This window comes from Nocardia sp. NPDC050435, from assembly GCF_040655395.1.
Taxonomy (GTDB): Bacteria; Actinomycetota; Actinomycetes; order Mycobacteriales; family Mycobacteriaceae; genus Nocardia.
Genome location: NZ_JBFAJW010000007.1, coordinates 36662 through 59518, shown reverse-complemented (window position 1 = coordinate 59518; position 22857 = coordinate 36662). Strand labels below are relative to the sequence as shown.

At 66.8% G+C, this 22857-nt stretch carries 31 protein-coding genes; 8 read left to right on the top strand and 23 right to left on the bottom strand.

Annotated features, from left to right (window positions below; all coding sequences use genetic code 11):
• Positions 1 to 14 precede the first annotated feature (14 nt).
• Together AB0I43_RS22150 and AB0I43_RS22145 are read right to left on the bottom strand one after the other, a co-directional pair.
• Positions 15 to 503, bottom strand: coding sequence for a YbaB/EbfC family nucleoid-associated protein (locus tag AB0I43_RS22150; protein ID WP_357432606.1), 489 nt, complete (start codon positions 501 to 503; stop codon positions 15 to 17).
• Positions 500 to 808 carry a hypothetical protein gene (locus tag AB0I43_RS22145; protein WP_357432605.1) on the bottom strand — a complete coding sequence of 103 codons (309 nt, stop codon included), beginning with the start codon at positions 806 to 808 and terminating at the stop codon, positions 500 to 502. Before AB0I43_RS22145 ends, AB0I43_RS22150 begins: the two co-directional genes overlap by 4 nt.
• Before the next feature lie 159 nt (positions 809 to 967).
• Here AB0I43_RS22145 and AB0I43_RS22140 point away from each other — a divergent pair, with 159 nt between their 5' ends.
• The 4 genes from AB0I43_RS22140 (at position 968) to AB0I43_RS22125 (ending at position 4188) form a co-directional block, all read left to right on the top strand.
• A complete protein-coding gene (locus AB0I43_RS22140; protein ID WP_357432604.1) occupies positions 968 to 1744 on the top strand; it encodes a class I SAM-dependent methyltransferase in 777 nt (258 codons plus the stop codon).
• Between the two features lie 12 nt (positions 1745 to 1756).
• A complete protein-coding gene (gene dtd, locus AB0I43_RS22135) occupies positions 1757 to 2188 on the top strand; it encodes a D-aminoacyl-tRNA deacylase (RefSeq protein WP_357432603.1) in 432 nt (143 codons plus the stop codon).
• A 186-nt stretch (positions 2189 to 2374) separates the two neighbouring features.
• Entirely contained in the window at positions 2375 to 3919 is a 1545-nt protein-coding gene (locus AB0I43_RS22130; RefSeq protein ID WP_356973798.1) for a hypothetical protein, read from the top strand.
• An 80-nt stretch (positions 3920 to 3999) separates the two neighbouring features.
• Positions 4000 to 4188: a hypothetical protein gene (locus AB0I43_RS22125; protein ID WP_356973797.1), complete on the top strand. Its 189-nt coding sequence runs from the start codon at positions 4000 to 4002 to the stop codon at positions 4186 to 4188.
• A 152-nt stretch (positions 4189 to 4340) separates the two neighbouring features.
• Here AB0I43_RS22125 and AB0I43_RS22120 read toward each other — a convergent pair whose 3' ends face one another.
• Positions 4341 to 5063, bottom strand: a complete 723-nt coding sequence (locus AB0I43_RS22120) for an LLM class flavin-dependent oxidoreductase (RefSeq protein ID WP_357432637.1) — start codon at positions 5061 to 5063, stop codon at positions 4341 to 4343.
• A gap of 217 nt (positions 5064 to 5280) precedes the next feature.
• On the bottom strand, positions 5281 to 6231 hold the full coding sequence (locus AB0I43_RS22115; RefSeq protein WP_357432602.1) for an alpha/beta fold hydrolase: 951 nt from the start codon (positions 6229 to 6231) through the stop codon (positions 5281 to 5283).
• Between the two features lie 59 nt (positions 6232 to 6290).
• Here AB0I43_RS22115 and AB0I43_RS22110 point away from each other — a divergent pair, with 59 nt between their 5' ends.
• Positions 6291 to 6821 carry a helix-turn-helix domain-containing protein gene (locus tag AB0I43_RS22110; RefSeq protein WP_357432601.1) on the top strand — a complete coding sequence of 177 codons (531 nt, stop codon included), beginning with the start codon at positions 6291 to 6293 and terminating at the stop codon, positions 6819 to 6821.
• Between the two features lie 103 nt (positions 6822 to 6924).
• On the opposite strand, the gene AB0I43_RS22105 is transcribed toward AB0I43_RS22110, so the two are convergent.
• The 11 genes from AB0I43_RS22105 to rpsH form a co-directional block, all read right to left on the bottom strand.
• Complete coding sequence (locus AB0I43_RS22105) at positions 6925 to 7272, bottom strand: type II toxin-antitoxin system PemK/MazF family toxin (protein WP_357432600.1); 348 nt, start codon at positions 7270 to 7272, stop codon at positions 6925 to 6927.
• The gene (locus AB0I43_RS22100; protein WP_357432599.1) at positions 7269 to 7487 is read right to left on the bottom strand and encodes a ribbon-helix-helix protein, CopG family; all 219 of its coding nucleotides are present in this window, start codon (positions 7485 to 7487) and stop codon (positions 7269 to 7271) included. The genes AB0I43_RS22105 and AB0I43_RS22100 overlap by 4 nt, the downstream gene beginning before the upstream one ends.
• A 117-nt stretch (positions 7488 to 7604) precedes the next feature.
• Positions 7605 to 8405, bottom strand: coding sequence for a type I methionyl aminopeptidase (gene map, locus AB0I43_RS22095; RefSeq protein ID WP_356973793.1), 801 nt, complete (start codon positions 8403 to 8405; stop codon positions 7605 to 7607).
• A 4-nt stretch (positions 8406 to 8409) separates the two neighbouring features.
• Positions 8410 to 8955 (bottom strand): adenylate kinase, encoded by a 546-nt coding sequence (locus AB0I43_RS22090; RefSeq protein WP_356973792.1) that lies wholly within the window; start codon positions 8953 to 8955, stop codon positions 8410 to 8412.
• Positions 8952 to 10274, bottom strand: coding sequence for a preprotein translocase subunit SecY (gene secY, locus AB0I43_RS22085; RefSeq protein WP_356973791.1), 1323 nt, complete (start codon positions 10272 to 10274; stop codon positions 8952 to 8954). Before secY ends, AB0I43_RS22090 begins: the two co-directional genes overlap by 4 nt.
• A gap of 139 nt (positions 10275 to 10413) precedes the next feature.
• The gene (gene rplO, locus AB0I43_RS22080; protein ID WP_356973790.1) at positions 10414 to 10860 is read right to left on the bottom strand and encodes a 50S ribosomal protein L15; all 447 of its coding nucleotides are present in this window, start codon (positions 10858 to 10860) and stop codon (positions 10414 to 10416) included.
• 2 nt (positions 10861 to 10862) lie between these two features.
• A complete protein-coding gene (rpmD, locus tag AB0I43_RS22075) occupies positions 10863 to 11042 on the bottom strand; it encodes a 50S ribosomal protein L30 (RefSeq protein WP_062983142.1) in 180 nt (59 codons plus the stop codon).
• Positions 11043 to 11705, bottom strand: coding sequence for a 30S ribosomal protein S5 (gene rpsE, locus AB0I43_RS22070; protein ID WP_356973789.1), 663 nt, complete (start codon positions 11703 to 11705; stop codon positions 11043 to 11045).
• Between the two features lie 31 nt (positions 11706 to 11736).
• A complete protein-coding gene (gene rplR / locus AB0I43_RS22065) occupies positions 11737 to 12144 on the bottom strand; it encodes a 50S ribosomal protein L18 (RefSeq protein WP_356973788.1) in 408 nt (135 codons plus the stop codon).
• 2 nt (positions 12145 to 12146) lie between these two features.
• Positions 12147 to 12686 (bottom strand): 50S ribosomal protein L6, encoded by a 540-nt coding sequence (rplF, locus tag AB0I43_RS22060; RefSeq protein ID WP_356973787.1) that lies wholly within the window; start codon positions 12684 to 12686, stop codon positions 12147 to 12149.
• 14 nt (positions 12687 to 12700) lie between these two features.
• Positions 12701 to 13099, bottom strand: a complete 399-nt coding sequence (rpsH, locus tag AB0I43_RS22055) for a 30S ribosomal protein S8 (protein WP_356973786.1) — start codon at positions 13097 to 13099, stop codon at positions 12701 to 12703.
• Between the two features lie 490 nt (positions 13100 to 13589).
• Here rpsH and AB0I43_RS22050 point away from each other — a divergent pair, with 490 nt between their 5' ends.
• Positions 13590 to 14078 carry a GtrA family protein gene (locus AB0I43_RS22050; protein ID WP_356973785.1) on the top strand — a complete coding sequence of 163 codons (489 nt, stop codon included), beginning with the start codon at positions 13590 to 13592 and terminating at the stop codon, positions 14076 to 14078.
• Positions 14079 to 14137: 59 nt separating this feature from the next.
• Here the strand turns inward: AB0I43_RS22050 and AB0I43_RS22045 are convergent, their stop codons facing one another.
• The 7 genes from AB0I43_RS22045 to AB0I43_RS22015 form a co-directional block, all read right to left on the bottom strand.
• Positions 14138 to 14368 carry a hypothetical protein gene (locus AB0I43_RS22045; protein WP_356973784.1) on the bottom strand — a complete coding sequence of 77 codons (231 nt, stop codon included), beginning with the start codon at positions 14366 to 14368 and terminating at the stop codon, positions 14138 to 14140.
• A gap of 201 nt (positions 14369 to 14569) precedes the next feature.
• Entirely contained in the window at positions 14570 to 14755 is a 186-nt protein-coding gene (locus AB0I43_RS22040; protein WP_194817328.1) for a type Z 30S ribosomal protein S14, read from the bottom strand.
• A 4-nt stretch (positions 14756 to 14759) separates the two neighbouring features.
• Positions 14760 to 15320, bottom strand: a complete 561-nt coding sequence (rplE, locus tag AB0I43_RS22035; RefSeq protein ID WP_356973783.1) for a 50S ribosomal protein L5 — start codon at positions 15318 to 15320, stop codon at positions 14760 to 14762.
• 1 nt (position 15321) lies between these two features.
• Entirely contained in the window at positions 15322 to 15639 is a 318-nt protein-coding gene (rplX, locus tag AB0I43_RS22030) for a 50S ribosomal protein L24 (RefSeq protein ID WP_209884038.1), read from the bottom strand.
• Position 15640: 1 nt separating this feature from the next.
• Positions 15641 to 16009, bottom strand: a complete 369-nt coding sequence (gene rplN, locus AB0I43_RS22025; RefSeq protein WP_194817848.1) for a 50S ribosomal protein L14 — start codon at positions 16007 to 16009, stop codon at positions 15641 to 15643.
• Between the two features lie 236 nt (positions 16010 to 16245).
• Entirely contained in the window at positions 16246 to 18099 is a 1854-nt protein-coding gene (locus AB0I43_RS22020; protein ID WP_356973782.1) for an ABC transporter ATP-binding protein/permease, read from the bottom strand.
• A 69-nt stretch (positions 18100 to 18168) separates the two neighbouring features.
• Complete coding sequence (locus AB0I43_RS22015; RefSeq protein WP_356973781.1) at positions 18169 to 19263, bottom strand: MAB_1171c family putative transporter; 1095 nt, start codon at positions 19261 to 19263, stop codon at positions 18169 to 18171.
• Positions 19264 to 19323: 60 nt separating this feature from the next.
• On the opposite strand from AB0I43_RS22015, the gene AB0I43_RS22010 reads away from it, so the two are divergent.
• Positions 19324 to 20301 (top strand): ABC transporter substrate-binding protein, encoded by a 978-nt coding sequence (locus AB0I43_RS22010; protein WP_356973780.1) that lies wholly within the window; start codon positions 19324 to 19326, stop codon positions 20299 to 20301.
• Positions 20302 to 20312: 11 nt separating this feature from the next.
• Positions 20313 to 21686 (top strand): SagB family peptide dehydrogenase, encoded by a 1374-nt coding sequence (locus AB0I43_RS22005; protein WP_356973779.1) that lies wholly within the window; start codon positions 20313 to 20315, stop codon positions 21684 to 21686.
• On the opposite strand, the gene AB0I43_RS22000 is transcribed toward AB0I43_RS22005, so the two are convergent.
• Positions 21655 to 22734 (bottom strand): MAB_1171c family putative transporter, encoded by a 1080-nt coding sequence (locus tag AB0I43_RS22000; RefSeq protein WP_356973777.1) that lies wholly within the window; start codon positions 22732 to 22734, stop codon positions 21655 to 21657. The two genes, AB0I43_RS22005 and AB0I43_RS22000, sit on opposite strands and share 32 nt — an antisense overlap.
• Positions 22735 to 22857: the final 123 nt, after the last annotated feature.

Sequence of the window (22857 nt, the reverse complement as noted above, 5' to 3'; positions counted from 1 at the left end):
CGGTGGCTACCGGCTCACCAACTGCTGTCGGTGAAGCCCGAGCCCCGTTCGGGCGTGAAGGTTTCCACGTCGCTGAATTCCATCACCGGCTCCTCCGCGTCGACCGCGAGCGGCACCATGGTGACCGGTGGCGCGACCGGCGCCTGCGGCTTGACGTCGGCGAACCCCTCGAGCAGATCGCTCAGTTTGGGCAGGCGCGCCTGCCGCTCCTGCACCGGCGCCATCAGCTCCATGCCCAGCTTGGTCACCTCGGTGACCGCCTGCTGGGCCGCCTCGGTGACCGCCTTGGCGAGCTCGTTGAGGCTGGCGTCCTCGGCGTGCGGGCCGAATTTGGTGTCGACCACGGTGCCGTTGGCGTTCACGGTGACGGTCGCCAGTTTGCGCACGCTCGCGCTGGCGGTGAGCCGCGCCCGCGCCTGCTGGATCTCGGCGATGGCCTTGAACTGCTCCTGCACTTCCCCCAGAACGTGCTCGAGGTCGGCCTTGGCGTACTCGTTGGTCATTTCCAGGTCAGACCGTCGCGGTTGGCCTGGTCCTGCTTCTTCATGGTGTCCGCGGTCCGGACCTGGCCGGTCGTGAAGTTGACGAAGCTGGTGGAGGCGTTGGTGATGTTGGTGGTGGCGTTCTGACGAGAGGTCTCGTAGTTGCCGTAGAACTGGGTACCGAATTTGTCCTGGCCCCACGGTTCACCGCGCGCGCCCAGTTTGCGGTCGAGTTCGCGCAGGACGCCGTCGAGGCGGTCGTGGACGTGGCTGGTCTTGGTCTGTGCGGCCTTGCGCAATAGGTCCGGATCATTTTCGACGGTCATCGAATTCGCTCCTGGTGTGCTCCTGCGGCCCGCGACCGCGCCCTTCACTCCGATACTGCGAATCCGACGATGACACCGCCGATCAACTCACCAGTGGACTTAACGTGAACTGAAGGTGTTGCGGCAGTGACACACAGCGTTCGGGCTATCGTCCGGGATATGGACGATCCCAACCAGCTACCTTCGGGCGAAGAGCTGAAATCCCTGCGCGCCAAGTCTTTCGGCGCGACCGCCGCCACCTACGCCGAGCACCGCCCGGATTACCCGGCGGCCGGAATCCGGTGGGCCCTCGGCGATGCCGAGCGGCCGACGGTCCTGGACCTCGGCGCGGGCACCGGCAAACTGACCGAGGGACTCGTGGCCGCCGGCGCATCGGTGATCGCCGTCGAGCCCGACGCGGAGATGCGCGCCGAATTCATCCACAGGCATCCCGAGATTCCGATCCATCCCGGTGCGGCGGAGTCGATTCCGCTGGCCGACGGCGCGGTGGATGTCGTCGTCGCCGGTCAGGCGTTCCACTGGTTCGATACCGAGCGGGCCTACCCCGAGATCGCCCGGGTACTGCGGCCCGGCGGCGTGTTCGCCGCGCTCTGGAACGAGGACGACACCGACGTCGCGTGGGTCGCGGGCCTGCAGCGCGTGGCGCGCGACGCCTCACCGATGCCGGGCGGCGTGCGGAACATCGAAACGATCCACAGCGGTCCACAGTTCACCGCCCTCGAACTCGAGCGGTTCCCGCACACCCATCGCCGCACCGCCGAATCGCTGACCACCACGATCGGGACACATTCCCACACCCTGGTCGTCACGCCCGAGCAGCGCGCCCGGGCGCTCGCCGCGATCGTCGAATATCTGCGCGCGACCCCGGAGACCGCCGCGGGCGAATTCGACTTCCCGATCCGGACCACGGTGATCCGGGCCCGGTTGCGCGGATGACATGATCAGCGCATGCGAGTACTGGTGCAGCGGGTGACCTCGGCCCGGGTGACCGTGGACGGCGAGACGGTCGGCGAGATCCGCCCGAACCCGCAGGGGCTGGTCGCCCTCGTCGGCGTCACGCACACCGATACCGTGGCGACCGCGCAGGCGCTGGCGGACAAGCTGTGGCGGCTGCGCATCCTGAACGAGGAGCGTTCCGCCGCCGACGTGGACGCGCCGATCCTGGTGGTCAGCCAGTTCACCCTCTACGCCAACACCGCCAAGGGCCGGCGGCCGTCCTGGAACGCCGCGGCGCCGGGCCCGGTCGCCGAGCCCCTGGTGGACGCCTTCACCCAGGCATTGTCCGCGCTCGGGGCGACCACCGCGACCGGGAAGTTCGGCGCGCACATGCACATCGATCTCAGCAACGACGGCCCCGTCACGGTGCTCCTGGAAGCCTGACCGGGCGACAGGATAGCTCTGAAATTGCTGGCACGCTGCGCGATCCGGCCGAGCAGTACTCCGGATTACCCGATCACCTCTGCGTTGTCCTGGGCGTAGACCCCCGATTTATGGCAGACTCGGCCGCACACGAATGCGGCCGATCGCCGACCGTATGTCGAAGGTGATGCGGGAGTTGGGTTCGCGATGACGTTGAGTTCCATCGATCCGGGCACGGCCGGCGATGTCGGAACGCTCGAGCGCCGGGTAGCCGCCGATCGCAGCGCGGCGCGCGACCGGACGGCGGAGTCCGAACTGCGCTTGTCCGCCTCGCTCGTCGAGCTAGCCAAAGCGATGCTCGCGACCAAGAACGACAAGAACGCCCGTCGCGATCGCACGCTCGAGGCGCTCTCCCCGTCCCAGGAAGCGGTCGGCCTGCGGCTGCACTGGTTCGCCAACGGCAATGTCTCCGCGCGCTCGGCCGGCGAGTTACAGGAGGCGCTGCGGGTATTCGAGCAGGTCACCCGCGCGACCAACCGCCGCGAACTGGCCACCAGCACCATCAAGAGCGCGTGCGCGGTCTATCTACAAGCCGCGCAGACGGATTCGTATGTCGCCGGCATGTGCGCCGACTGCCTCGGCAAGTGCGGCGTCTGGCTGGGCCGGCTGGACCAGGAGGCCGCCGTCGGCGCCACCGAGGCCGCCGCCCGCATCAGAAGCGAACTGGCGTCGTCCAATCCGGAGCTCGCGGGCAAGTACCTGCAGAGCCTGAGCACCCTGCTGCGCACCCTCATGGTCGGCCGCTCCCGCAAGCAGGCGCTGTCGATGTATCGCGAACGCTACGCCGCGTTCACCTCCACTGGCATGTCGATCCGCCTGCGCGCCTGCGGTATTCGCGATCTGGATCTCACGCCGAAGTCCTACAACGCCCTGCTGGAACTGGAATGCCGCACCCTGGAGCAGGCCGGGCGGCTCACCCAGCAGCAGATCCTGCGCAAGACCTCCGGCGATCTGTCGACCGTCGAGGAGATCAACTGGCGGCTGGCACTGGTCGGCCTGCGGCCGATGGCTCCCGGCGAGGATCCGGATCCGCCCTCGGCCCCGGTCGAGATCGGCCCGACCTTCGGCGCGCTGGCTGTGCGCTGCCCCGATCGGGACGCCATCGCACAGCTGCGCGAGGCGATCGTCGCGGCGTACGCGGCCGACGAGGTCCAGCTCGTGGACAGCGGCACGTACCTCAATGCCGACGAAAAAGACTGGCGGATGGGCGATCCCGAGTTCACCACCGCCCAGACACTGGGCGACGACGTGGTGCTGATCGAGATGTCCTACGGCGGCTGGGTCACGGTCATGAGCATGAACTGGGAGCTCACCCCGGTCGGCAAGAACCCGCTCGCCCTGGCGCTCTCGCGGAAGTGGGCGGTGATCGCCGTGACGGCGACCTCGAACGCCTCCTACGAGCTGTGCCGCTACGAACACGGCGAGCCGACGCAGTACGCCGCCCTCGGCCTGCCCGCCGGCCCGGCCTCGGCACTCGACAAGCCGCTGGCCCCACTGGATTTCGGCGTCCTCGCCGCTTACGGGGCCAACGGCGCGACGGAGACCAAGCTCCGCTCGGCCTTCGGCAACACGCACTCCTTCGCCAATCTGACCTACCTCCCCTCGGGCGGCATCCGGCAGGTGCGCAAGACCATGCCCCTGATCGATCACGATCACGTGCTGTTCTTCCGCAAGCCGGCACCCGCGTCATAAGCGATTGGGCGGTCGGTCAATTCGGGCGATTGGGACCGGAGGCGGCGGGTATATCGGCTCCTGACCACAGGAGGTATCCCATGTTCGCCATTGCCGCTGCCGTCGCATTCGGGCTCGCGCTGCTGCTCGATATCGTCGACGAAACCCTCGGCACCATTTCCGAGGGCACCATCATCACCCTCGGCTTCCTACTCGTCGCCCTGCACCTCGCGGGCTTCGGCACCGGGGCCCGCACCGGCGGCCGCCGTTCCTGGCGTCGGCGCGGCTAGCAAACCCGAACCGCGCAGCGCTTCAGCCGGATTCGAGTAGTTCCCTACTCACGCGACCACCCCCGCCCCGGACATACGGTCGGTGCAACGTCAAAGTTCACCGACCGAGTCCAGGAGGTAGCGAAACCCACTGCACGACCCGAGAACTCAGGTCAGGCGCAGAGGGCGCGGGTGTAAGGAACGACGTCACCGATCCAGCGTCGCAGCTGGGTATCGTCGGCGGTTTCCGGCCAGTACACGAAGGTGTCGAAGCCGGTTTCGACGGCGAGATCGGCCAGGATGCGGGCCCAGCCCGCGGCGTCGGTGCGAATCGGTTCCTCGCCGCGCAACGTGACCGGACCGGGCGCTTCGGTGATGTGCCCCACCAGCTGCGCCATACGGGCAACGTCGCCCGGATCGCGCCCGGCATCGACGGCCGCCGCGGAGATGAGGTGTTGCGCCGCTTCCCATTTCTCGTAGGGCAGATAGTGCGGGATCGGCGCGGCCCACCCGTCGGCGATCCGTCCGGTCAGAGCGTTGGCCTTGGGCCCGACACTGCCGAACCAGATCCCGACCGAATGTGCGGGAGCCGGACCGGACTGCACACCGTGCACAGCGTAGTAGTCGCCAGGAACCTCAGCCTTGGCGCCGGGTTGCCACATCGACCGGATCACCGCGGTCGCTTCCTCGAGCGCTTGCAGCGCTTCGGGATTCGACCGTGCCGGTCCGCCCATCGCCGTGATCGCGGGCCAGAACGCGCCCGCGCCCAGCGCCAGTTCGAATCTGCCGTTACTGAGCAGATCCAGTGTGGCGGACTGCTTTCCGAGCATCGCGGCCCCGCGCATCGGCAGGCTGGCCACATCGGGGAAGACCGTCAGCCCCGAGGTCTCCGCCAGGATCGTAGCCGATGACGGCGAAGGTGTCGGCCAGCGGCCCGGAATACGGGTGATCCTGGATCCCGAGTAGTTCCAGGCCCTCTCGGTCGGCGAACCGGGCCAGTTCCCGAATCCGCAGTAGTTCCTCCGCCACCGGCGCCAGCTGAATCCCGAAACGAAGCTCCATCCCCGAAATCATGGCAGGCGAGCCGGTTCCCCGGGTAATTGCCCGACGTAATCACCGGTTCGACAGCCAGTCGGCGAGGTCCGCGATCAGCGCCGGGTCGACGTGCTGGGCCCGCAGATAGTCCGCGGGCAGCGAGGGACCGGCGCCGGGGAAGAACATGTGGTCGTCGGCCTCGTAGACGCGGATGGTCACCTCCGGCCGCGCGGCCAGCACGTGCTGCCAGCCGGACAGGTCGTCGGCGATCGTCACCTGGTAGTCGCGACCGCCCTGGGCAATGAACATCGGCTTGTCCAGCGCCGCCGCCGTGGCGACCGGATCGTAGGAGCGCAGGTCCAGCCAGTAGGAGCCGGGCGCGCCGAACGGCAACTCGCTCGACGGGGTGGCCGGCGAGAGATCCGGGCTGTCCACGGCTCTTGCCTGGGCGATGATCGTCTCCTCGGCGGGCAAGGTCGCGGCGGTGGCCGGGTCGACCTCGGCCAGGTGCCGCAGTACCCGCAGCATGGCCCACTGCATCGGCGCGGTGTCGCCGGCGAGGATCGCGATTCCGGCCACGCCCGGAGCGGCCTCCGCGACCCGCGGCGCCAGCTTGCCGCCCATGCTGTGGCCGACGACGAAGATCCGGTTCGGGTCCACACTCGGTATCGCGCCGAGCATTTCGATCGCCGCGAGGGCGTGTGGCAGGTACTCCTGCACCACGGTCGGATCGCTCGCCCAGAACCGGTCGGCGTGCACCAGGGTGACCTTGTCGAAGCGCAGCACCGCGAGGCCCCGGGTGGCCAGGCCCCAGGCCAGGTCCTTCAGGGACTTGTTCGGGCCGGCCGTCCCGTCGCGATCGAACGCGCCCCCACCGGCGAGCAGCACGACCGCGGGGTGCGGCCCCGGCCCATGCGGCACGCTCACCGTGCCCGGCACCGCGAAATCGTCCGTGCCGAGCGTGACCGAGCGTTCTTCGAAGGCCGCGGGATCCACGTCCGCAGCGGGCTGCCAATCGAGCGTCTGCATCAACATCCTCCAGCTATTCTCAACTTTGAGAAAGGTATCAGAGATGAGAACATTGGGGAATGGACACAGTGGAGTTGCTCGCCCACCCGGTGCGGTTACGCATCGTGCACGCCCTCTCCGGCGGGCAGGCTCGCACCACCGGCCAGCTCTGCGCCCGGCTACCCGACGTCTCGAAGGCCACGGTGTATCGCCACGTCGAAATACTCGGTGCCGCAGGCATCTTGGAGGTCGCGGAGGAACAGCGGGTACGGGGCGCGGTGGAGCGCACCTACCGGTTGCGCCGGGAGCAGGCGGTGATCGATGCCGACCGCGCGGCGGCGGCCACCGCCGCGGAACACCGGCGCGTCTTCGCGGCCGCCGCGGCCACCCTGCTGGCCGAATTCAACGCCTACCTGGACACCGAAAACGCCGATCCCGCAGCCGATCTCGTCGGCTATCGGCAGCACGCCCTGTGGCTGTCCCCCGACGAGGTGGTCGCCCTGATCGAGGACCTGCGCGCCGCGATCCTGCCGCGGCTGGCCCACCCGCCCACCGCAGACCGCGCGCCGTATCTGTTGAGCCCCATCCTCTTTCCGACCGTCGAGCCCTGAAACGCGAACGCGAGCATGAAGACCGGCTGCGCGGGGGTGCGTGCCTCTCACCACCGATTGCGCCGCCTCCTTCGCCACCTTCCGCGAAACTTTGCTGCGGCTATCAGAGGCTCAGGTGCAGGCGAAGGGCTTTGTCCACCTCGGCCACCTGCGCCGTGGAGAGCCGGCCCAGCGTTCGCCCCACCCGCTCGACCGACAGCGAGCGAACCTGCTCGGCCTGAGCCTTCGATGTCACCTTCAAACCCGCCACGTCTTCCAACAGCACCTGAAACGGAAAGACGTTTTCGACATTGCTGGTTACCGGCACAATGGTGATGACACCGCGACCGAGCTGCGTGGCCCGCCGGTTGGCGCCCTCGTTGCTGACCACGACGGCGGGCCTGGTCTTACTCACCTCGTTCCCGCGCACCGGGTCGAGATCGACCAGGATCAGATCGCCCCGCCGCATCAAGCCACGCCATCATCGGTGGCAGCAGCCCAGACGGCCTCCTCGCCGGAGGACTCCCACTCGTCCCAGGCCTGCTCATAGGCATCTTCGAGCGCGCGACTACGCAACAGCTCGATCGCCTTGTGCACAGCCGCTGAGCGGCCCGGCAACCCAGAGCGGCAAACCTCGGCATCGAGCGCGGCCACGTCCTCCTCCGACAAGCTCACACTCAATTTCATACCAACGATGCTACCAGAGTAGGAACACTTGGAGCACTAGTTGTCGGCCCGTTGAAACGCGAACGCACCTCCGCCCCCGAACGGGGACGAAGGTGCGGAAAGGCAAGCGGGAGAGGACTACTCCGGGCGCAGCGTCAGAATGCGCGGGCCGTCCTCGGTGACGGCGACGGTGTGTTCCCAGTGCGCGGAGCGCGATCCGTCGAGAGTCACGACCGTCCAGTCGTCCTCGAGCACCTTGGACTGGGTGGTGCCCAGGGTCAGCATCGGCTCGATCGCGAGCACCGAACCCACCACGAGCTTCGGGCCCTTGCCGGGCGCGCCCTCGTTGGCCAGGAACGGATCCATGTGCATCTCGCGGCCGATGGCGTGCCCGCCGTAGCCGTCGACGATGCCGTAGGACCGGCCGTGCAGTTCCTCGGCCGCGCGGGTGCCCAGCTCGATGGCGTGCGAGATGTCGGTGAGCCGGTTGCCCGGCACCATCGCCTCGATCCCCGCCTCCATCGACAGCTTGGTGGCCTCGCTCAACAGCCGATCCGCCTCGATGATGGCGCCGACCCCGAAGGTCCACGCCGAATCACCGTGCCAGCCATCGAGAATCGCGCCGCAATCGATCGACACCAGATCGCCCTCGGCCAGCACATCGGCGGCGTTCGGAATCCCGTGCACGATGCGATCGTTCACCGACGAGCAGATCGAGCCCGGGAAACCGTGGTAGCCCTTGAAGGAGGGCACCGCACCCGCGTCCCGGATGACCTGCTCGGCGACCTCGTCCAACTCCAGCGTCGACACCCCGGGCTTGGCGGCCTCGCGCACGGCGACCAGGGCGCGACCGACGATCGCGCCCGCCGCCGCCATGGCGTCGAGTTCACCGGCGCTGCGGAACGGCACCACCTTCTTGGACTTGCGGCCGAAGACCATCAGGTCAGTGCCCCAGGGCCCGAAGCGCGCGGGCGTTCACATCGTCGACCTCACCGACACCGTCGACGGACACGACCAGGCCGTCGTAGTGGGTCAGCAGCGGTTCGGTCTCCTCGCGGTACACGCGGAGCCGATTGCGGATGACGCCCTCGTTGTCGTCGCCACGGCCACGGGCCAGCATGCGCTCGACCACGGTGTCCTCGGCCACGACGAAGCACAGCACCGCGTCCAGCTTGCTGTTCATGTCGCCGAGGATCTTCTCCAGCGCGTCGGCCTGATCGACCGTGCGCGGGTAGCCGTCGAGAATGAAGCCGTTGGCGGCGTCGGGCTCGTTCACCCGGGCCTCGACCATGCGGTTGGTGACATCGCTGGGCACCAGGTCACCGGCGTCCATGTACTTCTGCGCTTCGCGGCCCAGCGGGGTCTGCTGGGAGATGTTGGCGCGGAACAGGTCCCCGGTGGAGATGTGCGGGACGCCCAGCTTGTCCGACAGGAGATCGGCCTGGGTGCCCTTGCCGGCACCCGGCGGACCGAGCAGTACAACTCTCACTTGAGGAACCCTTCGTAATTTCGATTCATCAGCTGGGACTCGATCTGCTTCACGGTGTCCAAGCCGACGCTCACCATGATCAGCACCGCGGTGCCGCCGAACGGGAGATTCTGCATGCCACCGGAGTTGCCGATATCCAGGAACAGGTTGGGGAGAACGGCGACGAGGCCGAGGTAGAGCGAGCCGGGGAGGGTGATCCGGCTCAACACGTAATTGAGATAGTCGGCGGTCGGCCGACCGGGACGATACCCGGGAATGAAGCCACCGAACTTCTTCATCTCGTCGGCGCGTTCCTCCGGATTGAAGGTGATCGCCACGTAGAAGTAGGTGAAGAAGACGATGAGACCGAAGTAGATGGCGATGTAGACCGGGTTGCCCGGATTCACCAGGTACTTCTGGATGATGTCCTGCCACCAGCTCGGGTCCGGGTTGTTCTGCGACGACGTCAGCTGCGCCACCAGGTTCGGCAGATACAGCAGCGAGGACGCGAAGATCACCGGGATGACGCCGGCCTGGTTCACCTTCAACGGCAGGTAGGTCGAGGAACCGCCGTACATCTTGCGGCCGACCACGCGCTTGGCGTACTGCACCGGAATCCGGCGCTGCGCCTGCTCGACGTAGATGACGACCGCGATGATGGCCAGCGCCGCCACACAGACCAGGCCGAAGACCAGACCGCCGCGGCTGTCCAGGATGTTCTTGCCCTCGGACGGGATGCGGGCCGCGATGCCGGCGAAGATCAGCAGCGACATGCCGTTGCCGACGCCGCGCTCGGTGATCTGCTCGCCGAACCACATGACCATGGCGGCGCCCGCGGTCATGACCAGCACGATGATGACCATGCCGAAGATCGAGGTGTCGGCCAGGATGTCCTGCTGGCAGCCCTGCAGCAGCTGGCCGCGCGCGGCGAGCGCGACGAGACCGGTGGCCTGCAGAATCGCCAGGGCGATCGAGAGATAGCGCGTGTACTGCGTCATCTTGGTCTGGCCGGATTGGCCTTCCTTGCGCAGTTCCTCGAACCGCGGGATGACGACCGTCAGCAGCTGGATGATGATGCTCGCGGTGATGTAGGGCATGATGCCGATCGCGAAGATCGACAACTGCAGCAGCGCACCACCGGAGAAGAGGTTGATCAGCTGGTAGATGCCGGCGGAATCACCACCGGAGACCAGGTCGATACATTCCTGCACCGCCTGGTAATCCACACCGGGGGACGGCAGCGCGGCACCGAGACGGTACAGCGCGATCAACCCCAGCGTGAAGAGAATCTTCCGCCGTAAGTCCGGAGTCCGGAAGGCCGATACGAAGGCGGAAAGCACAGATCCTCCTGGCGAACGACATGGTCATGCCATGGCTTCGACACCATGACGGGCTTGGCAGGCAATAGATTGAACTCTAACAGTGGCACCGGATGAGTACTTCACTCATCCGGTGCCACATGCTAATTGCAGAGTACCGTCAGCCCAGTTCGGTGACAGTGCCACCGGCCGCGGTGATCTTCTCCTTGGCGGAGCCGGTCACCTTGTCGGCGGTCACCTGGACCGCGACGCCGATCTCACCGTCGCCCAGGACCTTCACCAGCTGGTTCTTGCGAACCGCGCCGGCGGCCACGAGCTCGGCCTTGCCGACCTCGCCGCCCTTCGGGAACAGCTTGGCGATGGCCGAGACGTTCACGACCTGGTATTCGACACGGTTCCGGTTGGTGAAGCCCTTGAGCTTGGGCAGCCGCATGTGCAGCGGCATCTGCCCACCCTCGAAGGCGGCCGGAACGTTCTTGCGCGCCTTGGTGCCCTTGGTACCACGGCCCGCGGTCTTGCCCTTGGAGCCTTCACCGCGACCCACACGGGTCTTCTCGGTCTTGGCACCGGGGGCCGGACGCAGGTGGTGCAACTTGATTGCGGACATGCTTAGACCTCCTCAACAGTAACGAGGTGGCGCACGACGTTGATCAGCCCGCGGTTCTGAGGGTTGTCCTCACGCACCACCGTCTGGCGGATCTTGCGCAGGCCGAGCGTGCGAAGGCTCTCCCGCTGGTTCGCCTTGGCGCCGATCGACGACTTGATCTGAGTCACCTTGAGATCAGCCATTTACTTGCCTCCCGCAGCCAGTGCACGCGCACGCAGCATGCCCGCAGGGGCAACGTCCTCGAGCGGCAGGCCACGGCGGGCCGCGACCTCTTCCGGACGCTGCAGCATCTTGAGCGCCGCAACCGTCGCGTGCACGACGTTGATGGCGTTGTCGCTACCGAGCGACTTCGCCAGGACATCATGAATACCGGCGCACTCCAGCACGGCACGGCACGCGCCACCGGCGATGACACCGGTACCCGGCGAAGCCGGACGCAGCATGACGACACCGGCCGCGGCCTCACCCTGAACCGGGTGGACGACCGTGGAGCCGATCATCGGGACGCGGAAGAAGTTCTTGCGAGCCTCTTCGACGCCCTTCTGGATGGCCGCGGGAACTTCCTTGGCCTTGCCGTAGCCGACGCCGACCAGGCCGTTGCCGTCACCGACGATCACGAGGGCGGTGAAGCTGAAGCGACGACCACCCTTCACGACCTTGGAGACGCGGTTGATCGCTACGACGCGCTCGAGCTGGTTCTTCTCGGCCGCGTTGTCCCGGCGGTTGTCGCCGCCGCCACGACGGTCGCGGCCACCGCCACGGTTGTCGCGGTTGTCGCCGCCACCGGCGGCACCATTCTGTCCGGCGGGTCCGTTGCCGCCGTCACGCCTCTGACGTCCCGGCATCAGACGTTCCCTTCGTTCTTGTTTGCAGTCATCAGAACTTCAACCCCGCTTCACGAGCGGCATCGGCCAGCGCCGCGATACGGCCGTGGTAGTCGTGACCACCACGGTCGAACACGACGGCCTCGACACCGGCGGCCTTGGCACGGGCGGCGAGCAGCTCGCCGACCTTCTTGCTCTTGGCCGACTTGTCGCCGTCGACGGCGCGCACGTCGGCTTCGATGGTCGAGGCGTAGGCAAGGGTCTTGCCGACGCTGTCGTCCACGAGCTGAGCGTGCAGGTGCCGCGAGGAGCGGTTGACCACCAGGCGCGGACGCTCGGTGGTGCCTGCGACCTTCTTGCGCAGACGGAAGTGACGGCGGGTCTTCGACAGCCGACGCGCGGTCGAGGCGTCCTTGCCGCGCGGCTTGCGCTTGGCAATCTGGTTTTCGGTTTGCGCCATGATCACTTACCCGTCTTTCCGACCTTGCGGCGAACGACCTCGCCGGCGTAGCGGATGCCCTTGCCCTTGTACGGGTCGGGCTTACGCAGTCCGTGAATCACAGCGGAGATCTGGCCGACCTTCTGCTTGTCGATACCGGACACGGAGAACTTGGTGGGCGATTCCACCGCGAAGGTGATGCCTTCCGGAGCCTCGATCGGCACCGGGTGGCTGTAGCCGAGAGCGAACTCGAGGTTCGAGCCCTTGGCGGCGACACGGTAACCGACACCGAAGATTTCCATCTTCTTCTCGTAGCCCTTGGTGACGCCTTCGATCATGTTGGCGACCAGGGTACGGGTCAGGCCGTGCAGCGAGCGGTTCTGCCGCTGGTCGTCCGGGCGAACGACCTCGAGCTGGCCGTCCTCACCCTTGGAGATGACGATCGGCTCGGCGACCACGTGGGTCAGGGTGCCCTTGGGACCCTTGACCGCGACGTTCTGGCCGTCGATGGTCACCTCGACGCCGGCAGGAATTGCGATGGGCTTCTTACCAATACGCGACATTAGTCCTACCTCCCTTACCAGACGTAGGCGAGGACTTCGCCGCCCACGCCCTGCTGCTTGGCCTGACGGTCGGTGAGCAGGCCGGTCGACGTGGAGATGATCGCCACGCCGAGGCCGCCCAGGACCTTGGGCAGGTTGGTGGACTTCGCGTACACACGCAGACCCGGCTTCGAGACGCGACGCACACCCTGCAGGGAGCGCTCACGGCTCGGGCCGTACTTGAGGTCGACGATCAGGGTCTTGCCGACCTGCGCGTCCTCGGTCCGGTAGTCGGCGATGTAACCCTCGCGCTTCAAGATCTCGGCGATGTTCGCCTTGAGCTTCGAGTGCGGAGCCTTCACCTGATCGTGGTACGCCGAGTTGGCGTTGCGCAGACGCGTCAAGAAGTCTGCGATCGGATCAGTCATGGTCATGAGTTAGACCTTGACACCTTTCTCGCTACGGTTCCCATGCAGCACCGGCACCTTTTCACCAGGACAAATGTCCCGGCCGGAGCCGATAGTGGGCCTACAGCAATTCGGATGTTCCAGCCGACTATTGCCGACCGGATGAGTTCTCTTACGAGTTCTCGGTACCTGAGCGGGCCCGCGGGATCTGAGGCGACCACCTGCGGACATAGATGTGCCCAGGCAACCGCTCTAGTGTAGGCAACCGCTCTGCCCAGGCCAAATCGGGGTCGCACCGCGCTCACCTCGGTGATCTGGGCCACTGCGCCGACCCGCGTCCGGCTGCGCCCACCGGGCAGCACCCGGCACCGGTGAATTCCCGCGGTCGGCGGCGTCTGAGAAGTAGGCGTCCAACACTCCCCCGAAGGTCCCGAAAGGTGCCTTCAACTGCGATTCTTGTATACGTATACATCTACGTATAAGGTTTGGGATGCCGCCGAACGATGAGGAGAAACCGATGGACCGCCTACTGCGCAGATCGCTGACCAGCGCCGGTCCGTTCGCTTCGTTTCTGCGCTTCGCCGGGATCGGCGGCGGACTCGGCCTGATTTCCAGCGCCGCCGTCGCCGCCCTCGCCCTGGTCGTTCCGTTCGCGCTGGCCAACGCGGTCATCACGGTCGGTTCGACGCTGCTCGGCACGCGGTTGCACGCGCGCTTCACCTTCGGGGCCGCCGGGCCCACGGACTGGCGGCGGCACCTGCAGGCCGCCGGCACCGCGGCGGCCGCCTACGCACTGACCAGCGCCGCGATGTTGCTGCTGCCGATGCTGTGCCAGCACCCGGGCATCTGGGTGGAGCAGGTCGTCTATCTGGGCGCCTCGGGGCTGGCCGGGGTGCTGCGGTTCGCGGCGCTGCACGTCCTGGTGTTCGGCACGGGCGCACGCCGGATCACACTGCCGACACTGCCCGCCTCGACCTTCACCCTGCCCAGCGCCGCCGCGGCGTGACCGGACGCGCGTGGGCGCGGACTCCGAAGAGTCCGCGCCCACGGTGGTCGCTACGACGATCAGCGGCAGCTCGGATTGGGGTGCGGCTGCGTGCTGCCCCACGGGCCGCACATCAGGAGCTTGAGCAGCCCCAGCGGGAAGTCGATGGCCGCGGACCCGGTGCCGCCCCATCCACCCTCGGCGACCGGGGCGACCGGGGCCTGCGGTGCCGCGACCGCCGGGGCGGCACCGGTGAACATGATCGCGCCGGCGGCGATAGCGACGGCGAATTTGGTTGCGAGACGGTTCATTTCGATCCTCCAAGAGTTGGTGTTCCCACCGGAAGATCGGCGAACAGAAGCGTTCGTTACTAACTTTCTCGGCCCGGCTGCGAACTTTGCCCGATCTGGAGGTTGCCGGAAAAGTGCCGGAAGCAGATCAGGGACCCGAGCCGGATGGCTCGGGTCCCTGATCGTCGTCTCTAGCTGTGCGCGCTCACGAGGAGCGCAGGCTCACCAGGAGCTCTTGTGCACGCCCGGGAGCTCGCCCTTGTGGGCCATCTCGCGCAGGCAGACACGGCACAGGCCGAACTTGCGGTACACCGCGTGCGGGCGACCGCACTTCTGGCAGCGCGTGTAGGCGCGGACCGCGAACTTCGGCTTGGCGTTGGCCTTGTTGACCAGTGCTTTCTTAGCCATGTGCTCAGTTCTCCTTGAACGGGAAGCCGAGGTGCTTGAGCAGCGCGCGGCCTTCTTCGTTGTTGGTCGCGGTGGTGACCACGGTGATGTCCATACCGCGCGGGCGGTCGATGGAATCCACGTCGATCTCGTGGAACATCGACTGCTCGCTCAGGCCGAACGTGTAGTTGCCGTTGCCGTCGAACTGCTTCGGCGACAGACCGCGGAAGTCGCGGATACGGGGCAGCGCGATGGAGACCAGGCGATCCAGGAACTCCCACATGCGATCGCCACGCAGGGTGACCTTCGCACCGATGGGCATGCCCTCACGCAGCTTGAACTGCGCGATCGACTTGGTCGCCTTGCGGATCTCCGGCTTCTGGCCGGTGATCAGCTCCAGGTCCTTGACGGCGCCGTTGATCAGCTTCGCGTCGCGAGCGGCGTCACCGACACCCATGTTCACGACGACCTTGACCACGCCCGGGATCTGCATCACGTTGGCGTAGTCGAACTCGCTGTTCAGCGCGTCCTTGATTTCGGCGCGGTAGCGCGCCTTCAGCCGAGGCTGGTTTTCAGTGGAGGTCATGTCAGATGTCCTTCCCGTTCTTACGGGAGATCCGGACCCGCTTGCCGCTCTCCTCGTCGGTGCGGTAACCGACGCGAGTGGGGTTGCCGTCCGAATCCACGACCATCACGTTGGAGACCTGGATCGGGGCTTCCTGGGTCACGATGCCGCCCGAGGAGGCGCCGCGCTGGTTGGCGGAGTTGGCAACGTGCTTCTTGATACGGTTCACGCCCTCGACGAGGACCTTGCCGGTCGCGGGGTAGGCCTGAATGACCTTGCCCTTCGCGCCCTTGTCCTTGCCCGAGATGACGAGAACGGTGTCACCCTTGTGCACCTTCATGTCAGAGCACCTCCGGAGCCAGCGAGACGATCTTCATGAACTTCTTCTCACGCAGCTCGCGGCCGACCGGGCCGAAGATACGAGTGCCGCGCGGATCGTTGTCCGGCTTGATGAGAACGGCGGCGTTCTCGTCGAACTTGATGTACGAGCCATCCGGGCGACGGCGCTCCTTGACGGTGCGCACGATGACGGCCTTGACGACCTCACCCTTCTTGACGTTGCCGCCGGGGACAGCGTCTTTAACGGTGGCGACGATGATGTCGCCGATACCGGCATAGCGGCGCGACGAGCCACCGAGCACGCGGATGCAAAGGATTTCCTTCGCTCCCGTGTTGTCGGCGACGCGCAAGCGCGACTCCTGCTGAATCACTTCAGCCTCCTTGACCTGGACGTATAAGCCGCGCCGGATTGCCGACCCGACGGGCATGGTCATGTGCCACTCGAACGCGCGCCTGCCAGCGGTTTCATCGGTCCGAGCAAGCAAACTCGGGCCCAACTACTGGGGGTTCGCGGCCGAATCGCGGGCATAGCTCCCGCAGGCAACCGGTCTAGTGTACGAGAACGCCCAGGTCGACCCAAATCGGGGTCGGCCTGGGCGCTGCGGACCTACGCCTCGGCGCGGATCGGCTCCAGATTCCAGGGGCCGTTGCCCTCCAGCTTGAGCACCTTGGTGTGATGCTGATCGACGGTGCTGCGATGCGCGACGCTGACGATCATGGTCTCCGGCAACTCGGTGCGGATCAGCTTGTACAGCGAGTATTCCAGGCCCTCGTCCACCGCCGAGGTCGCCTCGTCCATGAACACGACCTTCGGCTTGATCAGCAGGATGCGGCCGAACGCCAGGCGCTGCTGCTCGCCCGGGGAGAGGATCTTGGCCCAGTCGGCTTCCTCGTCGAGGCGGTCGACGAGGTGGGCCAGGTGGACCTTGGACAGGACCTCGCGCAGCTGGTCGTCGCTGATTTCGTCCGGTTTACCCGGATATTCGGCGGCGGCACGCAGGTCACCGAGTGGCAGGTAGGGGATCTGCGACAGGAACAGAGTCTCGTCGCCCGGGGGACGACTGATTTCACCGTCGGTGTACGGCCACATTTGCGCCAGTGCCCGCAGCAACGTGGTCTTCCCGCTCCCCGAGGCACCCTTGACTACCAGCGCCTCGCCGGGGCTCAACTGAAGCGTCAGATCGTCGATGAGCACTTCGCCATCCGGTTTGCGCACGTCGACCTTGTCCAACCGGACAGAATTGTCCAAGTCTGCGACTGCGATCTTGGGCAGATCGCGGGATTCGTCGCTGGCGATCAAGAGACCGTCCAGACGCATCAGGGATGCACGATAGCCCGCGAAGTCGTCGTAGGACTCGCGGAAGAACGACAGGGAACTCTGGATCTCGCTGAACGCCGCGGCTGTCTGATTCATCCCACCGAGAGTGATCGCTCCGCTGAAGAAGCGCGGCGCTTGGATGAGGTAGGGGAAGAGGTAGGCAGACTGGCTGACCACGAAGTTCCAGCCGGCGAATTTCAGATATCGGAAGACATAGGTCCACTGCACCCGGATCACCTCGGCGAAGCGCGCGATGAGGCTGTCCCGTTCGACGTCTTCACCACGATAGAACGCCACGCTCTCGGCCGAGTCACGCACGCGAACCAGCGCGTACCGGAAGTTGGCGGTCGTGCGTTCGAGCAGGAAGTTGATCCGGATCAGCGGGCGGCCGATCCAGAACGCGATCACCGTCGTCACCAAAACGTAGGTCATGACGATGACCAAGGCGGCACGCGGAATCGTCACACCCAGGATCGTCATCGGGCCGGAGAGGTCCCACAGAATCTTGGTGAACGACACCACCGAAACGACAGCTTCCACCGCGCCGAGCGACAGCGTGCGTGACTGCGTGGCGAAGGTGGTGATATCGGCCTGCACACGCTGATCGGGATTGTCGATCGTGTTGTCGATGAACCGGGAGCGGTAGAACGCGCGGCCACGCAGCCAGTCAGCGGTGACGTGCTCGGTCAGCCACACCCGCCAGCGAATGTCGAAAGCCAGCTTGGCGTATAGATACACCAGCTCTTTGACCATCCAGATGGTGATCAGGAGGATGAACAGCTTGGCCGAGTTCCAGAAAGCCGTCTTGGCCTCCTCGACCCCTGCGGCGTCCTGGGCCTTGAGTGCCGAACCGCCCACCTGGAACGAGGTGAACATGTCGTTGCCCCAGTAACTGAGCAGCACGCTCAGCCGGACCGTCAGCAGTGCCAGAAACAACAGGGCCCCGATGAACAGCCAAGTACGCCAGGCGCCCGGACCACGGAAGTAGTCGCCGCTGACCGACCAGAACTGCCGACCCCACTTGGTGAAGGTGAGCAGTAGTGCCGCGATCACCACAAATGCCACTGCGGTGATCGAGAACGCGATCGCGAGCCATTTCAGGCTCTCGAACCACTCGTTCCCCCAGTCCCTTGACGTCTCCACGCAGTCTTCCCATCCCTGAACAGCCGAAAGTCGGCGCAGTCTAACCCGATTCGGCCGGGGTCGCCGCGCTTACCCGCACCGCGATTCCTGGGCGGGCGCGCCGCCCCGGCAAGCTTCCGGCCACACCCGGGCCAGCTCGACCAGATCGCGGAGGTCGCTGGCACGGTCGGCGGGGGTGGTTGCGTGGGAGACCCGGGTGCCGGCCGGGGACGCTCCTCCGGCCCGGGCCCGGACCGCGCCGGCGATCCGATCGGCGTAGGCACGCACACCGGTCTCCGGGTCGGCGGGGGCGTAGGGCTCCAGCAGGACCAGCGCGTCGCGGATCTCGATCGTCATCCGATAGAGGCGGAGTTCCGGGTCGGGGTGGCGGGCGACGCCCGGGGTCAGGACCACCTCGGGGACGGCGGCGGTCAGGTCGGCCCAGAGGGGGTGCAGGCGGCGGCAGTCGCGGCCGGAGCGGTCCCAGCCGGTGCGGATCTGCAAGGCGCGCACGAGGGGGATCGCGAGGACGGCGGTGAGCGCGGCCAGGGTGAGGAAGGACGAATCGACCCAGGCGTCGGAGATCTGGCCGGGGTGCTGGTCCTCGACCACCCCGGCGAAATCCAGTACGCCGAGTACGCTGAGCGCCCCGATGGGCGCGGCGACGGTGGTGTAGGTGCACACCGCGCACAGCAGGCCGTAGGCGAGGCGCTGACGCGGCGTGCGGGCGCCGGAGCGCACCTCGCGGAACGCCACCTTCGCCACCAGGAATCCGGCGACCCCGAGCACCAAATTGGTGACGGCCCAGAGGGTTCCGGCAATCCGCGCACTTTGATCATCGGATCCGGCGACCAGCCCGAGCACGGTGACGGCCGAGACGGCGAGCGCGACCGCGTCGTACCTGCGCTGCCGCGTCCAGACCCCGCCCGGATCGGCCCCGGCGAGCAACGTCGCCAATCCGAAGATGTTGGACACGCCCAGAACCGCCACGGCCAGATACAGCTGCTCCCCCAGATCCGGCGCCCCGGCACCGGCGACCAACCCCCACAGCAGCATTCCGCCGAGGTTCCAGCTGAAGGACCGGTTCAGCAGCCGATCCGAGGCAAGTTCGTTGACCAGCCACCAGCGCCCCGCCACCACCACGCCCAGGAAGAGCGTGATCGCTATGGACATCGGGGTGGGCATGTTAGCTCCCTACAAAATAGGTTAGCCTTGGCTGACTTAGTGTGAAAGAAGGGTTCGGCGATGAGGTCTGTTCGAGCGTCTCACGGATGGGCGCGGGCGGCGATGGCCGCCTTGGCGGGTGCGCTGGTGTTCGCGGTGGCCGCGTGCGGTTCCGGTGACGACGACGCGGCGTCGGGCGAGCCGATCACCATCGCCCACGTCAAGGGTGAGACCACCATCACAGGCACCCCGAAACGGGTTGTCGCGCTGGGCAACCAGTGGCTGGATACGGCGCTGGCCCTCGGCGTCACCCCGGTCGGCTACATCGACAACGTCGCGGTCATGGCCAAGGGCGCACCGCCGTGGCAGCCGAAGATCGACGAATCCGCGAAGTCGCTCAACACGACCGGCAATGTCGCCGAGCAGATCGCCGCGCTGGAACCCGACCTGATCCTGGCGGACTCCTTCATCGCCGATCAGAAGAACTACGACGAGTTCTCCAAGATCGCCCCGACGCTGCCGGGCCTGAGCAAGGAGATCGTCACGCCCTGGCAGGATCTGGTGACCACGCTGGGCAAGGTGCTGCGCAAGCCCGACGCCGCCGCGAAGGTCATCGCCGGCGTCGACGACAAGGTGGCCGCGCTCACCTCGGCCAGTCCCGGCCTGAAGGGCAAGACCTTCGCCAGCACCTTCCTGTTCAACGCCACCCAGCTGATGGTGCTGACCGACGCGAACGACGGTTCCGGCAAGCTGTTCGCCCAGCTCGGCCTCGGCATTCCGAAGAACCTCAGCGACCTGCCCGCCAATCAGGGCCGGGTGGCGCTGTCCCCCGAGCGCGTCGACGAACTGACCGCCGATCTGCTGCTGGCCGGCCACTCCCCCGGCATGGACGAGAAGTACCGGCAGCTGCCGGGTTACGCGGAGCTGCCGGCGGTCAAGAAGAACGCCGTGCTGTTCATGAATCTCGCCGACATCACCGCGGTGAATCAGCCGACCGCCCTGTCGATTCCGTACGCGCTGGACAAGCTGGCGCCGGCACTGGCCAACGCCGCGAAGTAGGAGATCCGCCGATGTCCGCCCTGGTCTACCCCGATCAGACCCGGTTCGCCCTGCGCGCCGGCGTCACCTGCGTCACCGTTCCCACCGGGGCGGTGCTGCTGAATCCCCCGCACAACGAGAAGCTGACCGGGCTGGGCGCGGACCAGGTGCAGGCGCTGAAGTCGCTGAACCAGGGCCCGGCCATCCTCTCGGACATGGCGGCCGGAGAAGGCGTGAGCGAGCTGCTGGACCGCCTGACCGACGGTGGCTGGCTCTCGGTGACGGTGCGCGACGGCGGCCGCGACCTCTACACCATCCGGCCGTTCGCGCAGCCGCCCGCGCGGCCCGCGAGCGTGCCGACCTGGTCCGCCACCCTGTCGAAATTCGCGGTGGTGCACCGGGATTCGGAAGGTTTCGTACTGGAGCACCCGCTGGCCTGGTGCGACCTGCGCATCCACGACCCGCGACTGCTGGCCCTGCTGGACGGCACCGGCGCGGCCGATATCGACCTGCCCTACGGCATCAAGAACCAGCTCACCGAGGATCTGCTCTGGTGCGGCTTCTTCGTGGCCGATCCCGAAACCGAGGAGCAGGAGTTCACCAGCCGCAGCTGGAGCGCTCCGGACCTGTGGTTCCATCGCCGCAGCACCCTGGGCCCGCGCACCATCACCTGGGAGCACTTCGGGCCGACCAAGTGGGCCAAGGACTCCTTCCCGCAGCCATCCGCCCGTAAGGCCGCGTACCCGGGCGAGCCGGTAGCGCTGCCGGTTCCGGATCTGACGGCGCTGCGCGCGCAGGACCCGACCCTCACCTCGGTCATCGAAGACCGCTACTCCTGCCGGGCTTTCGACGACACCGCGCCGATCACCCGCGCGGAGCTGAGCGAATTGCTCTACCGCACCGCGCGCACCCGCGAGGTGCAGCCGGTCGGGCCCGGCGAGGAATTGCTCTCGCGGCCTTACCCTTCCGGCGGCGGCGTCTACGAGCTCGAGGTCTACCCGATCGTGCGCCGGGCCGACGGCCTCGCCGCGGGCATGTACCACTACGACTCGTTCGATCACCTCCTGCGTCCCGTCGCCGACATCGACTCGCCCGCGGTGCAGCGCCTGCTCAAGTCCACCTCGGCGACCCTGGTCGACGGTGCGCAACCCCAGGTGGTGCTGGTCCTCGCGGCCCGCTCCGGCCGGGTGATGTGGACCTATGAGCAGGTCTCCTACGCCTCGATGCTCAAACACGTCGGCGTGCTCATGCAGACCCTCTACCTCGCGGGGACCGCGATGGAACTGGGCGTCTGCGCACAGGGTTTCAGCGACACCGCGGCATTCGTCAGCGCGGCCGGGGTCGACGAGCTGGAGGAGTGCAACGTGGGCAGCGTCATCGTCGGGCGGCCGGCGCCCCGGGACTGAGCGGGCGCCAGACCCGGGCCAGTTCCAGCAGCTGCTCCAGTTCGGTCGCCAGGTCGGAGGGTCGCCGCTCCGGCTCGTTCTCCCGGGATGTCGGGAGTTGCGCGACGCCTCGGGCTTTGGCTCGCATGGCCTGGTTGATCTGCTGGGCATAGTCGGCCGGCCCCGACCGCTCGGAGTCGGGAATGAACCACTGCAGGTGGGTGAGTGCGTCACGGATCTCGACGACCATGCGGTACAGCTGATGTCCGGAATCCTCGGGACGCTCCACCCGGGTATGCAAGACGACGCCGGGGACCGAGGCGGTCAAGTCTCGCCACAGTGGACGCAACCGGCGAATTCTCCTGCTGTCCCGGTCCCATCCGTAGTGCGTCACCAGCACCCGGATCACCGGGACCGCGACCAGCCCGATGAGCGCGATGAAGCCGAGGCAGGCCGGAGCGGTCCACACCGGGGCGGGATTGCTGAGCGGAACGCCGTGCACGAGATCGAGACCGGTGAGAACCGCTGTCTGCATCCAGACCGCGGCAGCAACCAGCAGGGCCGAGAACGCCGCTTGCTCACGCCGCGAGGCGCTTCCGGAACGGAGTTCGCGCCAGCAGGCCCGGACCGTCAGCAGACCGGCTATGGCGATCGGCACATTGAAGATGGCGCCCACCACGCCCGACTGCCAGAAAAACCCGGGCGCGCTCGGATCATCGGGGCGGCCGAGGCACAACACCGCCACCACTGCTACCACCGCGCCGCGGTGATAAAGGCGCTGCCGGCGGCGCACGGCTTCGGTGTCCCTGCCCGCGAAGAGTTCGGCCATGCCGAGGACAGAGGTGTTGGCGAACACCCCGAGCGCCAAGAAGAGACGGTAGGTCGGCTCGGCGAACTCGGTGCGGGAACCGCACTCTTCGATCAGCGTGGCGACGATCAGCCAGCTGAGCGTTTGGTTGATCAGCCGGTCGATATAGAGGTCATAGACATAGAGCCAGCGCAGCGCCAAGATACCGCCGCCTAAAGCCAGCACCGGCAAGGAAATCCACAGCGAAACCTGCGCCGTCATCGCACCGTCCTCGTGGCTCCCGGAAACAGCAGAAACCCCGCGACGCGCAACACCGCGCTCACCCGCGGCACCCTGCGCCGACCGTCTTCGCGGCGGCAGGTCGGGTACTCACCAGGTCGAATC

Bases quoted from the DNA above. Each gene is read 5' to 3' on its own strand.
- AB0I43_RS22150 (WP_357432606.1), bottom strand. From the start codon at position 503: ATGACCAACGAGTACGCCAAGGCCGACCTCGAGCACGTTCTGGGGGAA.
- AB0I43_RS22145 (WP_357432605.1), bottom strand. From the start codon at position 808: ATGACCGTCGAAAATGATCCGGACCTATTGCGCAAGGCCGCACAGACC.
- AB0I43_RS22140 (WP_357432604.1), top strand. From the start codon at position 968: ATGGACGATCCCAACCAGCTACCTTCGGGCGAAGAGCTGAAATCCCTG.
- dtd (WP_357432603.1), top strand. From the start codon at position 1,757: ATGCGAGTACTGGTGCAGCGGGTGACCTCGGCCCGGGTGACCGTGGAC.
- AB0I43_RS22130 (WP_356973798.1), top strand. From the start codon at position 2,375: ATGACGTTGAGTTCCATCGATCCGGGCACGGCCGGCGATGTCGGAACG.
- AB0I43_RS22125 (WP_356973797.1), top strand. From the start codon at position 4,000: ATGTTCGCCATTGCCGCTGCCGTCGCATTCGGGCTCGCGCTGCTGCTC.
- AB0I43_RS22115 (WP_357432602.1), bottom strand. From the start codon at position 6,231: ATGCAGACGCTCGATTGGCAGCCCGCTGCGGACGTGGATCCCGCGGCC.
- AB0I43_RS22110 (WP_357432601.1), top strand. From the start codon at position 6,291: ATGGACACAGTGGAGTTGCTCGCCCACCCGGTGCGGTTACGCATCGTG.
- AB0I43_RS22100 (WP_357432599.1), bottom strand. From the start codon at position 7,487: ATGAAATTGAGTGTGAGCTTGTCGGAGGAGGACGTGGCCGCGCTCGAT.
- map (WP_356973793.1), bottom strand. From the start codon at position 8,405: ATGGTCTTCGGCCGCAAGTCCAAGAAGGTGGTGCCGTTCCGCAGCGCC.
- rplO (WP_356973790.1), bottom strand. From the start codon at position 10,860: ATGTCCGCAATCAAGTTGCACCACCTGCGTCCGGCCCCCGGTGCCAAG.
- rpmD (WP_062983142.1), bottom strand. From the start codon at position 11,042: ATGGCTGATCTCAAGGTGACTCAGATCAAGTCGTCGATCGGCGCCAAG.
- rpsE (WP_356973789.1), bottom strand. From the start codon at position 11,705: ATGCCGGGACGTCAGAGGCGTGACGGCGGCAACGGACCCGCCGGACAG.
- rplR (WP_356973788.1), bottom strand. From the start codon at position 12,144: ATGGCGCAAACCGAAAACCAGATTGCCAAGCGCAAGCCGCGCGGCAAG.
- rplF (WP_356973787.1), bottom strand. From the start codon at position 12,686: ATGTCGCGTATTGGTAAGAAGCCCATCGCAATTCCTGCCGGCGTCGAG.
- rpsH (WP_356973786.1), bottom strand. From the start codon at position 13,099: ATGACCATGACTGATCCGATCGCAGACTTCTTGACGCGTCTGCGCAAC.
- AB0I43_RS22050 (WP_356973785.1), top strand. From the start codon at position 13,590: ATGGACCGCCTACTGCGCAGATCGCTGACCAGCGCCGGTCCGTTCGCT.
- AB0I43_RS22045 (WP_356973784.1), bottom strand. From the start codon at position 14,368: ATGAACCGTCTCGCAACCAAATTCGCCGTCGCTATCGCCGCCGGCGCG.
- AB0I43_RS22040 (WP_194817328.1), bottom strand. From the start codon at position 14,755: ATGGCTAAGAAAGCACTGGTCAACAAGGCCAACGCCAAGCCGAAGTTC.
- rplE (WP_356973783.1), bottom strand. From the start codon at position 15,320: ATGACCTCCACTGAAAACCAGCCTCGGCTGAAGGCGCGCTACCGCGCC.
- rplX (WP_209884038.1), bottom strand. From the start codon at position 15,639: ATGAAGGTGCACAAGGGTGACACCGTTCTCGTCATCTCGGGCAAGGAC.
- AB0I43_RS22015 (WP_356973781.1), bottom strand. From the start codon at position 19,263: ATGCCCACCCCGATGTCCATAGCGATCACGCTCTTCCTGGGCGTGGTG.
- AB0I43_RS22010 (WP_356973780.1), top strand. From the start codon at position 19,324: ATGAGGTCTGTTCGAGCGTCTCACGGATGGGCGCGGGCGGCGATGGCC.
- AB0I43_RS22005 (WP_356973779.1), top strand. From the start codon at position 20,313: ATGTCCGCCCTGGTCTACCCCGATCAGACCCGGTTCGCCCTGCGCGCC.
- AB0I43_RS22000 (WP_356973777.1), bottom strand. From the start codon at position 22,734: ATGACGGCGCAGGTTTCGCTGTGGATTTCCTTGCCGGTGCTGGCTTTA.